Raw genomic sequence first — 14,473 nt, 5'->3', positions numbered from 1 at the left:
CGGCCGGTCTCAATCCGTCACCGGGTCGTGCCCCTGCTGGTTCTCTCGGTCGTTGCCCGCCGAGTAGCCAGCCTTCATGGATTCCCTGAAGTCCTGCCTGTCCACAGGAAGGATGGCTTCGCGGTGTTGTCGAAGGAATGCTTCCATCGGGGCCTCGGCCAGCCTCTCGCCCGCAGAATAGATCGCGATTCTCTGCGTTGCGTTGAGATCCTCGACCTTCTCCTTGTGCTGGTCGATCGAGTTGCCGGAAATATCACCGATGATCTGGCCGATGCCTTGCTCCAGTGCACCGCTGGCAGTGTCCGTGGCGAGCGGTACCAAGACCGCTGCCGTACCAACGGCCGCGGTCACGGGCAGGAAGGCGACGCCTGCCGCCACTCCCACGGTCGCCCCGAACTCGATCCAGCCAGAGCGCTTCTGGACCGCCTTCTCATAGTCCTCATGAGTTTTGAGATTGGTGGCTTGGACCTGGTCGGCGCGTGACTGATCCAGCATGCCCTGTACCTCCGCGCCGATGTTGACCGCAGCCCTGGCCGCACCCACGTTGACCGTGCCGTCCGGGTTCACCTGCTGTTCCAGCACACTGCGCGTATAGACCTGCTCAGCGGTCGAAAGCGTGGCGTACGCGTCCGGATACTGGCCGAGCGCGCTCAGGAAGCCACGGACCACGCTGCGGCCGTCTCCGTCCTCGGTCTCCGCGAAATCGATGCGTCCGTCCGGGTTCCTGCCCGGCGCGAAGGGGCTGTCGGGGTCGTTCTTCTCCAGCGCCCAGTTGATGTCGTCCACATACCCGGCCCCCATCGTCCCCAGGCTGTCCGACAGCGCCTGGTGTTCCCTCAGCAGGTCCGGGTCCGCCCCGTACTTCTCCATGACCTTCTGCATGACCCCGGCGTTGTCCGCGTCGCGGAGTACGTTCGGGTCGGGGTTGCCGGCGGGGTAGCCGAGGGTCGCCGCCTCCAGGGCTTTGCCCAAGGCGTCCGGCATGTGGTTGAGGGCTTCCTCGCCCAGGCCCGGATCATGGGTATTGGTGTCCGCGAAGCCCTCGGACTGCCATTTGTCCCTGGTGAAGAAGTCGAGGTAGTTGTCGATCGGGGTGCCGTCGGACTTCCCGAGGTCGGCCGTCGCACCGTGATTGACCGTGCCGTCCTCGTTGTACGCGGTCGGGGGATCGGTGAAGAAGCGCTTGGCCGCCTCCGGGCTGTTGCCCAGGGCCTCCAGCATGGAGGTCATCGGGTCATAGCCCGCCCCGTTCACGCCGGAGGGATTGAACGGGTCGTGGGACGCACTGGACCTGCCCTTGTTCTCGGCGAACAGGTCCGGGTCCTTCTGCCGGAGCTGTGCCACATGCTCGGCCATCGGGTTCAGGAACTTCGCGTCATAGTTCCCGTACCGCATGATGCCGCCGAGCAACTGGTACCCGAAGGGCGGATTGTGGTCGTACTTGACGAGCGGAATCCGTTCCGTGCCCAGCTTGCGCAGTTCGGGGCCCCACTCGGCGGTGAACGCCTTGTCGTGGGAGGCGGTGGCCAGATTGAGGCCGAGGTTGCGCTGGAGTTCCTGGACGTCCTTGAGGCGTTCGGCGTCGACCTCCGTGTAGTTGTAGGTGTCCCCGGCCAGTTGGCCGAAGAAGACGAGGGACTTCTCCGGTCCGAGCCGTTCGTAGAAGTTCTTCGCGAACTCCACCGAACCGCTGTTGTCCTTGAGGAGTTCGTTCAGGGCCTGGAGTTCGGTGTGGGTGAGTTCGCTGCCCTTCCCGGCCAGCGCCGCCGCCCGTGCAGCCTCCTCCTGGTCCAGCTTGGTGTACGTGGGCGCGTTGAAGTCCTTGCGGTCGGTGACATTGGCTTCCAGGGAGTTCTTGAAGGCCAAGTCGGAGTCGGCGCAGTTGTCGACGATCTGGTCGATCCTGCGCTGCCAGGCGGCGACCCGCTCGTTCTCCCGCCGCAGCATGTCGGGGTAGTCCGGGTCGTGGGCGCGCTGTCTGGCGGGGATGTCATTGACCGAGTCGCGGGCGCTGGCCGTGCCCCGGCCGTCCACCTTGATGTTGGCCGCGGGGCCCTCGTGGTCGCGGATGTTCACCAGGTCGTCGTGGGCCTTCTTGATGAATGTGTGGCCCTCCGTCAGGATCTGGTGCACGCCCTTGGCCTCGGCGTGGGCGTCGGAGAACTCCTTGGCCGTCTTGGCGATGAACTCCTTGGTGACGCCCGCGTTGACGCCCTCCCAGCCTGCCTGGCCCGCCCGGGTGTTCATCCCGTCCATAGCGTCCCGCGCCAGCGTCTCCAGCTTGGCCGTCATCTCGGCCCAGTCCTCGACGGCGGCCTGTAGCTTGGCCAGCGGCGCGTCGATGATGTCCTCGTACTTCAACATGCTGTCAGTCCCCCGACTGCTCCGTGCCCACGCCCGAAGGGCGCCGCGATGTGCGCTACTTCAAGTATTCCGTGAGTTTGGAGACCGAGGCGAGATCGCCCTGGATCTTCACATCGTCCTTCGAATGCTGGGCTTTCGTGTAGTCCAGGTGGTTCGAGATCTGCGCGCAGGCGTCGAGCAGGGTCCGCAGATGGGTGTTCCAGCGGTCGTGCACCTTGAGCAGCCCGGACCCGCTGACGAACTCGCCGTTGGTGAGCGCGATCGCCGCGTCGAAGGTGGCGGTGCGGGCGTGGTCGCCGTCCTTGGCCAGCCGTCCGTACAGTTCGTAGGCGTCGCCGCCGATGCGGCCGAGGTCGTCGCGGTTCACCACCAGATTGGGGGCGCCGCTCCCGCCGCCCTCCGCCGGGAGACTGTTGAGCCGCATCGCTCCGCGCTGTTCGGCCGCCGCGCGGAGTTCGGCCCATTCCTGCTCGAACGACATGAATCCCCCTTCGTCCACCGGCCGTCTCGTCCGGTGATGGCCGTCACGGACCTGCGTACCGTAACGGGTGGGCCGCCGTCGGTGTCAAAGTGTGTGCATGCCAAGGATGTGAAGGGCGGGTTGCCGGGTCAGCGGGTGCGGCGGTGCAGCGCGTACGCCTCCGTCAGGCGTCCCCGGGTCAGTTCCAGGCGGTGGGCGAGGATCTCGGCGACGACCCGGATCAGGGACATCCCGAGCACCGGGTCCTCCTCGCACAGCACCAGCACCGCCCCGGCCTCGAACTCGTACGCCCGTACCGGGCTGAACGCCTCCGCGCCGAAATCCCACTGGTACGGCGGGAACAGCCAGGACCAGCCGAGCAGATCTCCGGCGCCGAGGCTGGCGACGGTCACCCGCTGGTGGGCGGTCACCTGCTGGGTGAGCGAGACGGCGCCCGAGCGGATCACCCAGAAACGGTCGGCGTTGCCTCCCGCCTCGAAGATCCGGGTGTCCTCGGCGAAGGACACCTCGTGCGCGAGGTCCATCAGCCGGCTGCGCTGCGGCTGGGGGAGGGCGGTCAGCAGCTTCGTCGCTTTGGTCATGGCGCGGGGCTCCTCGCCGGGGCGATCGGTTCCGGTGCTTTCCAGTGCTTTCCGGTGCTTTCCCTATGCCCATTTCAGCCGCTCCCGGCGCCCGGGGCACCTCGACAGCGGGGTGCGGGCATGAGAAAGCCCTGGCTGGACGGGGGAAGCCAGCCAGGGCGGTCAAGCGCGGCGCACGGGGGACGGCTCGGGTCGACCCCATGACCACGTATGAATGAACGATAAACCATGTGCCAGAACTTCACATAACGGCAGCGGCCCGGGGTGACCGGACTCACCTCACCGCCACCCGGACCGGCCATCCGGCTACTCGACCTCCCCCAGGTCCACCGCCTCCTCCACCCGCTCCCGCACCTGCTCCGGGGTGAGATAGGAGTGCACATACTCGAAGTCGCTCAGCTTGGCCGGTCGGCGGCTCTGGAACCCGGTCCGCACGAAATCGTCGCCCGCGACCGCGTTGAGTACCCAGTTGGTCAGCACCCGTGTCTTGGCCACATTGGTGCGCAGCGCCGACCAGTGGTAACCCCGGGCCACCGCCTGGGCGGCCATCCCGTGCAGCTCCACCCCGAGCGGCTTGGACACCGCGTCCCGCCCGCCGAGATCGACCACCAGCCCCAGATCCTTGTGACGGTACGCGGTGAGCGGCTCACCACGCAGCGTGGCGATGACATTGTCGGCGACCGTGCGGCCCTGCCGCATGGCGTGCTGGGCGCTCGGCGGGCACACCGCGCCCTCCTCGCCCTTGGCCAGGTCCGGCACCGCCGCCGCGTCACCGAGCGCGAAGACCCCGTCGTACCCGGGAAGGTCCAGCTCCGCGTTGACCGCCAGCCGCCCGCGTACGGTCTCCGCGTCCAGTGTCGCGATCAGCGGGCTGGCCACCACTCCGGCGGTCCAGATCAGGGTGCGGGTGGGGACCACCCGGCCGTTGGTGAAGGTCACCTCCCGGGCGCCCGCCTTCGCGATGGAGACCCCGAGCGAGATCTCCACCCCGCGCTCCCGCAGCATCCGCTGCGCGCTGCCGCCCAGCTTGTCGCCCAGCTCCGGCATCAGCTTGGGCGCGATGTCGATCAGATGCCACTTGATCAGCTTCGGGTCGAGCCGGGGATAGCGCTGGACCGCGTTGCTGGTCAGCAACTGGAGACAGGCCGCCGTCTCGGTGCCCGCGTAGCCGCCGCCCACCACCACGAACTGGAGCCGCGAGGCGCGCTCGTCCGGGTCCTGGCTGGCGTCGGCCAGATCGAGCTGGGCGATCACATGGTCACGGATGTAGGCCGCCTCGGCGAGCGTCTTCATCCCGAAGGCGTGATCCACCAGACCCGGGATGTCGAAGGTGCGGGTGACACTGCCGGGGGCCAGCACGATGTAGTCGTACGACTCGTCCACGATGCGGTCGGTGATCGTGCGGATCACACACACCTTGGAGCGCAGATCGACCCCGATGGCCCCGCCCGGGATGATCCGCGTGCGGTACTTGCCGCTGCGCCGCAGTGACACCGCGATCGACTGCGGGGTGAGCACGCCGGAGGCGACCTGGGGCAGCAGCGGCAGATAGAGCTGGTAGGAGAACGGGGTGACCAGGGTGAGGTCGGCCTCGTCCGGCCGCAGTCTGCGTTCCAGCCGGCGTACACAGCCGACCCCTGCGAAGCCTGCGCCGACCACCAGAATCCTGGGTCGTGTCACGGTGTCCTTCCCTTCCGCGGGTCCAGGGGGACTGCCTCACCGACCAGCATGCACGCACCCGGGGCGGCGCGCGCCGGGGCGTGGGGCGACCGGGGGCGACCGGGGGGCTGCGCACGCACCCTTGACGGCGACTTGGTCCAGTCCTAGGGTCCGGGGCACGTGTTCACCCTTGGGGTCACTGTTCAGTGACATGAACGACGTCACGGGTATGAACGGTGACTCACCCCCCACGCCTTCGAGGAGGCAGGATGCCCGCACGTACCCGGACCCTCGCCACGGCCGCCGCCCTCGCCGCGATCGGCGGCTCGTCCCTGCTGGTGGCGCCCCCCGCGCTGGCGGAGGTCGAACCCGGTGGCTGGACCTCGGTCTCCCCGACCTTCACCGAACAGGAACGCGGCTGCGGCCAGATCGACGGACTCACCTTCCGGCTCACCTGCTCCACCGCCAGCGGCGACCAGCGGGCTGAACGCCGCTACGCCACCTACACCGGCGGCACCCGCCAGTTCGAGGGCTACTTCCGCATCACCAGCCTCAGCGGCACCCGCATCAGCCTCAAGCAGACCTTCCACGAGTCCGGCTCCGGCCCCTACTTCATGCTCGCCGCCGAACGGGGCGGACGCCTCTACGCCGTGCACGGCGGCACCACCCTCTCCAACGCGGGCACGGTCGGCGCCCGCGTCCGGGTCAACACCGTGCACGCCGTCGGCAGCCAGCACCGCACCTACATCAACGGCTCCCTCCAGCACACCTACGCCAGCCCGAGCGGCAGCTTCTACGACAAGCTCGGCGCCTACCGCACCAACAGCGGCAACGGCCCCGCCACCGTGGAGTGGAGCGACCTCCGCTTCTGGCGGAAGTAACCCGGACACCGTCCCCGACACCCCGGAAGCAACCCCGCCCCATGCGCCGTACGACGATCGCCGCCGGGCCGGTGGCGCTGCTCCTCGCGCTGCCGGCCTGCACGGCGTCCCCCGGACCCGCCACCGACGCCCGGGGGCCGCTGCGGGCCACCCTCACCACCCCCACCGACATCGACCTCAGCTGGCGCGACGACCGGCCCCAAGTCGCCGGACACGTACTGGAGTTCGCCACCGCACCCGGCGGTCCCTACACCGCCCTGCGCTATCTCCCCACCCGGACCACGACCTACCGCCACCCCGACCTCATGCCCCGCACCACCTTCCACTACCGGCTGGTCAGCTACCGGGGCCCGGCGTCCCCACCGGTCACCGTCGAGGTGCCCGCCGCGGATCGGGCGCCCGACCTCGCCGGGCAGAAGTGGCTGACACCCCGCGACCGGCCCGGCGCCGGGGCGGGACAGCGGCGCTCGCTGCGGGGAGCCGAGCCCGGCACGGCCCCCACCGGGTTCACCGCCGAGCCCCGGGACGCCGGTGGCATCGCCTTCACCTGGACCGACAACTCCCGCGACGAGGACGGCTTCCTGCTGGAGATCCGCCGCGCCCCGGGCGCCGCCTTCGACCCGGTCATGGTGATGGACCCGGACACCGACGCCACCGGACTCGTCACCCTGCCCGGCGAGGAACACGCCGACTACCGCGTCCGTGCCTTCGTGTTCGGCGAGAAGTCGGACACCGTACGGCTGACGACAGGGGAGTGACGGGTCACCGGGCGGGGCTCAGCGGAACACGTTGTCCGTGTCGTCCCAGGCCAGCGGGTCCTCCCGGGTCACCGTCCGCGGCGGACGCGAACGCGCCTGGTACATCGTCTCGATCTCCGCCGCGTAGTGTCGCACGATCGCGTCCCGGCGCAGCTTCATCGACGGCGTCAGCAGCCCGTCCTCCACCGCGAACGGCCGGGACAGCACCCGGAACACCCGGATCGACTCCGCCCGCGACACCGCGCTGTTGGCCGCCGCCACCGCCCGGCCCACCTCCTCGCGCAGCGCGTTCTCCTCCCGGTCCTCATGCCCCGGCGTACCGCTCTGCCACAGCAGCGCCGACCGCCAGTGCGCCAGGAACTCCGGGTCCAGCGTGATCAGCGCGCCCACGCACGGCCGCCCGTCCCCGACCACCACCGCCTGATGGATCAGCGGATGCACCCGCATCCGGTGCTCCAGCGCCGACGGCGACACACTCGTCCCGCCGCTCGTGATGATGACGTCCTTCTTGCGGCCGGTGATCGTCAGATAGCCGTCGCTGTCCAACTGCCCCAGGTCCCCGGTCGCCAGCCAACCGCCCTGGAGCACCGACCGGGTCGCCATCTCGTCATTGACATAGCCGTGGAACACCGACGGGCCGCGCACCACGATCTCCCCGTCCCGGGCCACCGCGATCTCCATGCCCGGCAGCGCCTGCCCCACCGTGCCCGACTTCTCCCGGCCCAGTGGCTGCATGGTGATCCCGCCGCTGGTCTCGCTCAGACCGTAGGCGTCCGCCATGTAGATGCCGATGCCCTCGTAGAACAGCGCGAGATCACGGTTGAGCGGGGTGCCGCCCGAGCCGCCGCGCAGCACCCGGCCGCCGAGCGCCGCCCGCAGCCGCCGGTACACCGTCCGCTCGTACAGGGCGTGCTGGAGCCGCAGATCAAGGCCCGGACCCGAACCCCGGCCCAGCCGGTGCCGTTCGGTGGCCGCCGCGAACGACCGCGCGGTCTCCGCGGCCCGCTCGAACAGCGCACCCCGCCCCGCCTCCTGGGCCACCCGCAGAAACCCCTTGTAGATCTTCTCCAGCACCGACGGCACCAGATACAGATACGTCGGCTGGAACGACCGCAGCGCCGCCGACAGCGCCGCCTGGGTGAGTTCCGGCTCATGCCCCATCAGCACCCCGCCCCGGATGCACAGACACTGCACCATCAGGCCGTAGGCGTGGGAGAACGGCAGGAACGCCAGGACCCTGGCCTGCTCGCCGGGCAGCGCGCCGCTGTGGCCCCAGCCGTCGAGCAGCATGTCGCAGGGGTGCGCCAGCCCCCGGTGGCTCACCGCGCACCCCAGCGGACGCCCACTGGTGCCCGAGGTGTACGCGATGACTGCGGTCGAGTCCGGGTGCACGATCCGGCGCAGCGAGTCCACCGTGGTGGCCGGCATCAGCGCGCCGCGCTCCACGATCTGGTCCATCGCACCCGTGTCCAACTGCCACACATGCCGCAGCGTCGGCAGCCCGGCGCACACCGAGCCCACCGTCATCACCCCGTGCTCGTCCTCCACCAGCACGGCCGAGCACTGCGCGTCCCGCAGTATCCACTCGATCTGGTCCCGCGAGGACGCCGGATGGATCGGCACGATCTCGGCGCCCACCGACCACAGGGCGTAGCAGAACACCGTCCACTCGTAGCGGTTGCGGGACATCACGGCCACCCGCAGTCCGGGTGAGATCCCGCAGGCCACCAGCCCCTTCGCCAGCGCGAGCACCTGATCGCGCAACTCCACCGCCGTCACCTCCTCCCAGACCTGTGCCGCCGGGTCGGGACGGCGGGCGAGGACCGGGAGGGTGGGGTTCTCGTCGGCGGAGAGGAAGACGCTGTCGGCGAGGCCGGCGGTGAGGGGCGGTCCGGCCGACGGAGCGAGGGCCATATCGCGCATGCGCTGCTCCAGAGGTGTACGGGGGGTGACAGCGCCGACGGGCTCGGTTATCACCGGTGGTCGGAATCTAGCCGGTTCCCGCGCCGAGCGTCAGGGGATGACGCAACTGAGAGTGGGTTGTGATCTGGCTGTACTGCGGAAGCGGCCCCGGCCGGGTCAGACGGGTACCAGCCATACCGTCGCCAACGGCGGGAGCGTCACGGTGAGCACGCCCCCCTCCGCTGTCAGCGGCCCCGCGTTGCCCACCGCGCCACCGCCGTACCCGGCCGCGTCGGTGTTCAGCGCCTCCCGCCACGCGGGCACCTGGCCGTCGCGCACCGGGAGCCGGTAGCCGTGCCGGACCACCGGGGAGAAGTTGCTGACGGAGATCAGCGGGGAGCCGTCGGCCGCCCGCCGCACGAACGCGAAGACGTTGTCCTCCGCCGCGTCCCCGAGCAGCCACTCGAAGCCCGCCGGATCGGTGTCCCGCTCCCACAGCGCGGGCGTGGCCCGGTAACCGGTGTTCAGGTCGCGCACCAGGTCCCGTACGCCCCGGTGGTCCGGCTCCGCCCCGTACTCCGGGTCCAGCAGCCCCCAGTGCGGCCCCTCCTGCTCGGACCACTCGGCGCCCTGCGCGAACTCCTGCCCCATGAACAGCAACTGCTTGCCCGGATGCGCCCACATGAAGGCCAGGTACGCCCGGTGGTCAGCCCGCCGCTGCCACCAGTCGCCGGGCATCTTCGACACCAGCGCCCGCTTGCCGTGCACCACCTCGTCATGGGAGATCGGCAGCACATAGTTCTCGCTGTACGCGTACACCATCGAGAAGGTCATCTCATGGTGGTGGTACTTGCGGTGCACCGGCTCATGGGCCATGTACTGGAGCGAGTCGTGCATCCAGCCCATGTTCCACTTCAGCCCGAAGCCGAGGCCGCCGCCGTCCGTGGGGCGCGTGACCCCGTCCCAGGCCGTGGACTCCTCGGCGATGGTCACGACCCCCGGCACCCGCCGGTACACCGTCGCGTTCATCTCCTGGAGGAACGCCACCGCGTCCAGGTCCTCCCGGCCACCGAACACGTTCGGTGTCCACTGGCCCGAGTCCCGCGAGTAGTCCAGGTAGAGCATCGAGGCGACCGCGTCCACCCGCAGTCCGTCGACATGGAACTCCTCGCACCAGTACACCGCGTTCGCGACCAGGAAGTTGCGCACCTCGACCCGGCCGTAGTCGAACTCCAGCGTCCCCCAGTCGGGATGCTCCGCGCGCCGGGCGTCCCCCGGCTCGTACAGGGGCTGCCCGTCGAAGCGGGCCAGCGCCCAGTCGTCCTTCGGGAAGTGCGCCGGAACCCAGTCCAGGATCACCCCGATCCCGGCCCGGTGCAGCGCGTCGATGAGGAACTTGAAGTCGTCGGGTGTGCCGAGGCGTGAGGTCGGCGCGTAGAAGCCGGTGACCTGATAGCCCCACGACCCGCCGAAGGGATGCTCGGCGACCGGCATCAGCTCCACATGCGTGAAGCCCAAGTCCCTTACATACGTGGGTAGTTGGTCCGCCAGCTCACGGTAGGTCAGCCCCGGCCGCCAGGACGGGAGGTGGAGTTCGTACACCGAGAACGGCGCCTCGTGCACCGGCAGGGCGTCCCGGTGGGCGAGCCACTGCTCGTCGCCCCACTCGTAGTGCGAGGTGTGCACGATCGACGCCGTGTCCGGCGGCACCTCGCAGCGGCGGGCCATCGGGTCGGCCTTGAGGAAACGGTCCCCGGAACGCGCGGTGATCTCGAACTTGTAGCGCGCGCCCTCCCCGACGCCGGGCAGGAACAGCTCCCACACCCCGGCCGCGCCCAGCGAGCGCATCGGCTGGGCGGTGCCGTCCCAGAAGCTGAAGTCTCCCGCCACCCGGACGCCCTGGGCGTTGGGCGCCCACACGGTGAAGCGGGTGCCGCCGACGCCTTGGTGGGTCATCGGCTCGGCGCCCAGCGCCTTCCAGAGCTGCTCGTGACGCCCCTCGCGGATCAGATGCAGATCCAGCTCACCGAGCGCGGGCAGGAAGCGGTACGGGTCGTCGACCTCCCGCTCACCGCCGTCGTACGCCACCACCAGGGTGTACGCCGGGGTCCCGGGCAGCGGCAGCACCCCGGAGAACAGCCCCTCGCCCTCGGACGCCAGCGGGTACCGCCGCTCCCCGACCCGGACGCTCACCGCCTGGGCGAACGGGCGCAGGGTCCGGACGAGCAGTCCGTCCGGCGCCGGGTGCGCGCCCAGCAGGGCGTGCGGATCGTGGTGCGCGCCGGTCAGGAGCCGGGTCCGGTCCTCCGGGGGGAGCGCGGGGGCGGCTGAGGTCACCGGGAGGGCCGGGTCGGCGGGGCGGGCGGGGCGGGGGACCTCGGGCGGCGCGACCGCGTGGGCCGTCGTCCCACGGGCCCCGGATGTCTCAGCGGTGTCGGCGACCGCCGTCGCCGTCTCAGCAGCCTCAGCAGCCTCCGCTGTCTTGGACGTCTCAGCGGTGTCGGCCACCGCCGGCTCCGCCGTCTTGGACGTCCTCGACCCCCGCAACGCCTTCGCCGCCTTGGCCACTTTGGACACCCGGGGGGTCTTGGCCGCCCTGGGCTCCTTGGTCTCCTTCGCCGACTTCGGCTCCTTCGCCGCCTTGGCCGGCTCGGCGGGCTTCACCGCCGGGTTCGCCCCGGTCGGCGCCCCGTCCGACGCCCCAGTCACCCCCGGCTTCCGGGCAGCCCCCGGCTTCCCCGACGTCCCGGTCTTCCCGGTCTTCCCAGCCGTCCCGGTCGGTCCGGACGGTTCCGGCAACGACGTGTCGCGCAATGCCACCGCTCTCAGTCTCCTCTCACGGCCAGCCGCTCGATGGCCGCCATCGGTACGGCCAGCCAGTCCGGGCGGTGCCTGGCCTCGTACAGCACTTCATACACAGCACGGTCGGTCTCGTACGCGCGCAGCAGCGCGTGTTCCGCCCGTGGGTCCCAACCGGACCCGCTCGCGTACCCCGCGCAGAACGCGTCCCGGCAGCGGCCCGCCCACTCCGGGCGCCAGGGACGGCGCTGCCGGGCCGCGTAGTCGAACGAACGCAGCATTCCCGCGATGTCCCGGACGGGTGAGTGCGCACTGCGCCGTTCGGCCAGTGGACGGGACGGCTCGCCCTCGAAGTCGATGACGAACCACTCCCGGCCCGTCCGCAGCACCTGCCCCAGATGCAGATCCCCGTGGATGCGCTGCGCGGGCGGTCCCGCGGCCCGGCTCACCAGTGAACCGAACGCGGACCGCAGCCCGGGGACGAACGGCCGCAGCGCGGGCACACTGCGCGCGGCGGCGTCCAGCCGCTCGGCCATCGCCGCCGCCGTACGGCCGCTCTCGCCCAGCCCGCCCGGCCCCTCGGCCACCGGGAACGCCGCCGCCAGCGCGAGATGCACCTCCGCCATCGCCCGGCCCAGCTCCCCGGCCCGCACCGTGAAGTCCTGCCCGCCGGTCAGCGCTTCCAGCGCGAGGGTCCAGCCGTCCGAGGCGTCGGGCAGATACGGCTGCACCACGCCGAGCGTGGCCCCGAAGGGCTGCACGGTACGGAACCAGGCCGCCGGGGCGGGCACCCGGCGGCAGCCCTGCCGGGCCAGCGCGTCGGTGACCTCCAGATCGGGGTTGACGCCCGGCTGGATGCGCCGGAACACCTTGAGGATGAACGCGTCCCCGTACACCAGGGAGGTGTTGGACTGCTCGGCGTCCAGCAGCCGGGGCGGCAGCGAGGGCGGCAGCCGCACCGCCGGGTCCGCCTCGAACCGCAGGGGTCCCGCGCTGCCCGGACGGCGCAGCCGCTCCAGCAGCAACCGTGCCGCGCGCGGGTCCTGAAGGGCGTCGTAGACCACCAGTCCGCCGAGTGGTCCGGTCGGCTGGGTCCGGCCGATGAGCGCGCGGCCGAGCCGGGGCGACGGATGCTCCTGGACGCCCAGCAGCAGCTGGTAGCAGTCCCCGGGCGGCGGGGTGCCGCCGGGGGAGGGCACTCCGCCGTGGCCGCCGCCGTGCCCGCCCGCGTGTCCGGCGTGCACCAGCAGATGCAGACAGCCCGGGAACAGCTCGGTCATCGACAGCAGGCGCAGCTCGGTGACGGGCCGGTCCTTCCCCGCGAACCAGCGCTGGCGTGGCAGCCAGTCGCGCAGCAGCCCGTCCAGGGCGGCCATGGGCCCGGCGAGCCCGCTCGTGCCGGTGTGCGGAAAAGCGGTCTTCGCCATGGTGACGCGTCCTTTCGCCGGCGCACGCTCACACTCGACGGCCGATGCTCGGTGCCGCCCGGGTGAGCCGGAACCAGTAGAAGCCGTGACCCCCCAGGGTGAGCAGATACGGCAGCTCACCGATGGCCGGGAACCGCACCCCGCCGAAGAGTTCCACCGGATGGCGTCCCGCGAAGGACCGCAGGTCCAGCTCGGTGGGCTGGGCGAAGCGGGAGAAGTTGCCGACGCACAGCACCAGGTCGTCCTCGTACTCCCGCAGGAACGCCAGCACGGCCGGGTTCGAGGACGGCAGTTCGGTGTACGTCCCGAGGCCGAAGGCGGGGTTCTGCTTGCGGATCTCGATCATGCGGCGGGTCCAGTGCAGCAGCGAGGAGGGCGACGACATGGACGCCTCGACGTTGGTGACCTGGTAGCCGTAGACCGGGTCCATGATGGCCGGCAGGAACAGCCGCCCCGGGTCGGAGGGCGAGAACCCGGCGTTGCGGTCCGGCGTCCACTGCATGGGCGTGCGGACGGCGTCGCGGTCGCCGAGCCAGATGTTGTCGCCCATGCCGATCTCGTCGCCGTAGTAGAGGATCGGCGAGCCGGGGAGGGACAGCAGGAGTGCGGTGAAGAGTTCGATCTGGTTGCGGTCGTTGTCGAGGAGGGGGGCGAGGCGGCGGCGGATGCCGATGTTGGCGCGCATCCGTGGGTCCTTCGCGTACTCCGCGTACATGTAGTCGCGCTCTTCGTCGGTGACCATTTCGAGGGTCAGCTCGTCGTGGTTGCGCAGGAAGATGCCCCACTGACAGTTCGACGGGATCGCCGGGGTCTTCGCCAGGATCTCCGACACGGGGTAGCGGGACTCGCGGCGGACGGCCATGAAGATGCGGGGCATGACGGGGAAGTGGAACGCCATATGGCATTCGTCGCCGCCGGTCGCGTAGTCGCCGAAGTAGTCGACCACGTCCTCGGGCCACTGGTTGGCCTCGGCCAGCAGCACGGTGTCCGGGTAGTGCGCGTCGATCTCCTTGCGGACCCGCTTGAGGAATGCGTGCGAGGCGGGGAGGTTCTCGCAGTTGGTGCCCTCCTCGGCGTAGAGGTAGGGCACGGCGTCCAGCCGGAAGCCGTCGATGCCGAGATCCAGCCAGAACTTCAGCGCGGCGAGGATCTCCTCCCGCACGGCCGGGTTCTCGTAGTTGAGGTCGGGTTGGTGGGCGAAGAAGCGGTGGAAGAAGTACTGCTTGCGGACCGGGTCGAAGGTCCAGTTGGAGACCTCGGTGTCCACGAAGATGATGCGGGCGTCGCCGTACTGCTTGTCGTCGTCGGCCCACATGTAGTAGTCGCCGTAGGGGCCGGTGGGGTCCTTGCGGGATTCCTGGAACCACGGGTGCTGGTCGCTGGTGTGGTTCATGACGAAGTCGATGATGACCCGCATCCCGCGCTGGTGGGCGGCGTCGACGAACTCCACGAAGTCGGCGAGGTCGCCGAACTCGGGGAGGACGGCGGTGTAGTCGGAGACGTCGTAGCCGCCGTCGCGCAGGGGGGACTTGAAGAAGGGGGGCAGCCAGAGGCAGTCGACGCCGAGCCATTGCAGGTAGTCGAGTTTGGCGGTGAGGCCCTTGAGGTCGCCGACGCCGTC

The 14,473-nt window shown here is 70.3% G+C and carries 10 protein-coding genes; 2 read left to right on the top strand and 8 right to left on the bottom strand.

The genetic code is table 11. The annotated features are described in order from the left end of the window. Nucleotides 1-9: 9 nt before the first annotated feature. The 4 genes from AB0D49_RS34745 to AB0D49_RS34730 all read right to left on the bottom strand — a co-directional run bounded on the left by AB0D49_RS34745 (nucleotide 10) and on the right by AB0D49_RS34730 (nucleotide 5,106). Nucleotides 10-2,364 carry a hypothetical protein gene (locus tag AB0D49_RS34745; protein WP_362765711.1) on the bottom strand — a complete coding sequence of 785 codons (2,355 nt, stop codon included), beginning with the start codon at nucleotides 2,362-2,364 and terminating at the stop codon, nucleotides 10-12. Nucleotides 2,365-2,419: 55 nt separating this feature from the next. After that, entirely contained in the window at nucleotides 2,420-2,845 is a 426-nt protein-coding gene (locus AB0D49_RS34740; protein WP_362765708.1) for a hypothetical protein, read from the bottom strand. A gap of 128 nt (nucleotides 2,846-2,973) precedes the next feature. After that, complete coding sequence (locus AB0D49_RS34735) at nucleotides 2,974-3,426, bottom strand: cyclic nucleotide-binding domain-containing protein (RefSeq protein WP_362765705.1); 453 nt, start codon at nucleotides 3,424-3,426, stop codon at nucleotides 2,974-2,976. A gap of 306 nt (nucleotides 3,427-3,732) precedes the next feature. Beyond that, nucleotides 3,733-5,106, bottom strand: coding sequence for an NAD(P)/FAD-dependent oxidoreductase (locus AB0D49_RS34730; RefSeq protein WP_362765702.1), 1,374 nt, complete (start codon nucleotides 5,104-5,106; stop codon nucleotides 3,733-3,735). Between the two features lie 248 nt (nucleotides 5,107-5,354). Here AB0D49_RS34730 and AB0D49_RS34725 point away from each other — a divergent pair, with 248 nt between their 5' ends. Both AB0D49_RS34725 and AB0D49_RS34720 read left to right on the top strand, forming a co-directional pair. After that, nucleotides 5,355-5,966 carry a hypothetical protein gene (locus tag AB0D49_RS34725; RefSeq protein ID WP_362765699.1) on the top strand — a complete coding sequence of 204 codons (612 nt, stop codon included), beginning with the start codon at nucleotides 5,355-5,357 and terminating at the stop codon, nucleotides 5,964-5,966. A 41-nt stretch (nucleotides 5,967-6,007) separates the two neighbouring features. Then, nucleotides 6,008-6,724, top strand: a complete 717-nt coding sequence (locus AB0D49_RS34720; protein WP_362765696.1) for a fibronectin type III domain-containing protein — start codon at nucleotides 6,008-6,010, stop codon at nucleotides 6,722-6,724. Nucleotides 6,725-6,742: 18 nt separating this feature from the next. Here the strand turns inward: AB0D49_RS34720 and AB0D49_RS34715 are convergent, their stop codons facing one another. From AB0D49_RS34715 to treS, 4 genes are all read right to left on the bottom strand, one after another. Continuing rightward, on the bottom strand, nucleotides 6,743-8,647 hold the full coding sequence (locus tag AB0D49_RS34715; RefSeq protein ID WP_362765693.1) for an AMP-dependent synthetase/ligase: 1,905 nt from the start codon (nucleotides 8,645-8,647) through the stop codon (nucleotides 6,743-6,745). Nucleotides 8,648-8,803: 156 nt separating this feature from the next. After that, entirely contained in the window at nucleotides 8,804-10,963 is a 2,160-nt protein-coding gene (gene glgB / locus AB0D49_RS34710) for a 1,4-alpha-glucan branching enzyme (protein WP_362765985.1), read from the bottom strand. A gap of 488 nt (nucleotides 10,964-11,451) precedes the next feature. Further along, nucleotides 11,452-12,852, bottom strand: a complete 1,401-nt coding sequence (locus AB0D49_RS34705; RefSeq protein WP_362765690.1) for a maltokinase — start codon at nucleotides 12,850-12,852, stop codon at nucleotides 11,452-11,454. A gap of 28 nt (nucleotides 12,853-12,880) precedes the next feature. After that, the coding region (gene treS / locus AB0D49_RS34700) for a maltose alpha-D-glucosyltransferase (protein WP_362765687.1) at nucleotides 12,881-14,473 on the bottom strand (1,593 nt) is incomplete at its 5' end.

This window comes from Streptomyces sp. NPDC048290 (assembly GCF_040652095.1).
In the GTDB taxonomy this organism is placed as follows: Bacteria; Actinomycetota; Actinomycetes; order Streptomycetales; family Streptomycetaceae; genus Streptomyces.
This window is presented reverse-complemented; position numbering and strand designations above follow the sequence as displayed.

Excerpts from the sequence above, each read along its gene's own strand:
- AB0D49_RS34725 (WP_362765699.1), top strand. The coding sequence starts at position 5,355 with ATGCCCGCACGTACCCGGACCCTCGCCACGGCCGCCGCCCTCGCCGCG.
- AB0D49_RS34745 (WP_362765711.1), bottom strand. The coding sequence starts at position 2,364 with ATGTTGAAGTACGAGGACATCATCGACGCGCCGCTGGCCAAGCTACAG.
- AB0D49_RS34735 (WP_362765705.1), bottom strand. The coding sequence starts at position 3,426 with ATGACCAAAGCGACGAAGCTGCTGACCGCCCTCCCCCAGCCGCAGCGC.
- AB0D49_RS34715 (WP_362765693.1), bottom strand. The coding sequence starts at position 8,647 with ATGCGCGATATGGCCCTCGCTCCGTCGGCCGGACCGCCCCTCACCGCC.
- AB0D49_RS34705 (WP_362765690.1), bottom strand. The coding sequence starts at position 12,852 with ATGGCGAAGACCGCTTTTCCGCACACCGGCACGAGCGGGCTCGCCGGG.
- AB0D49_RS34740 (WP_362765708.1), bottom strand. The coding sequence starts at position 2,845 with ATGTCGTTCGAGCAGGAATGGGCCGAACTCCGCGCGGCGGCCGAACAG.
- AB0D49_RS34720 (WP_362765696.1), top strand. The coding sequence starts at position 6,008 with ATGCGCCGTACGACGATCGCCGCCGGGCCGGTGGCGCTGCTCCTCGCG.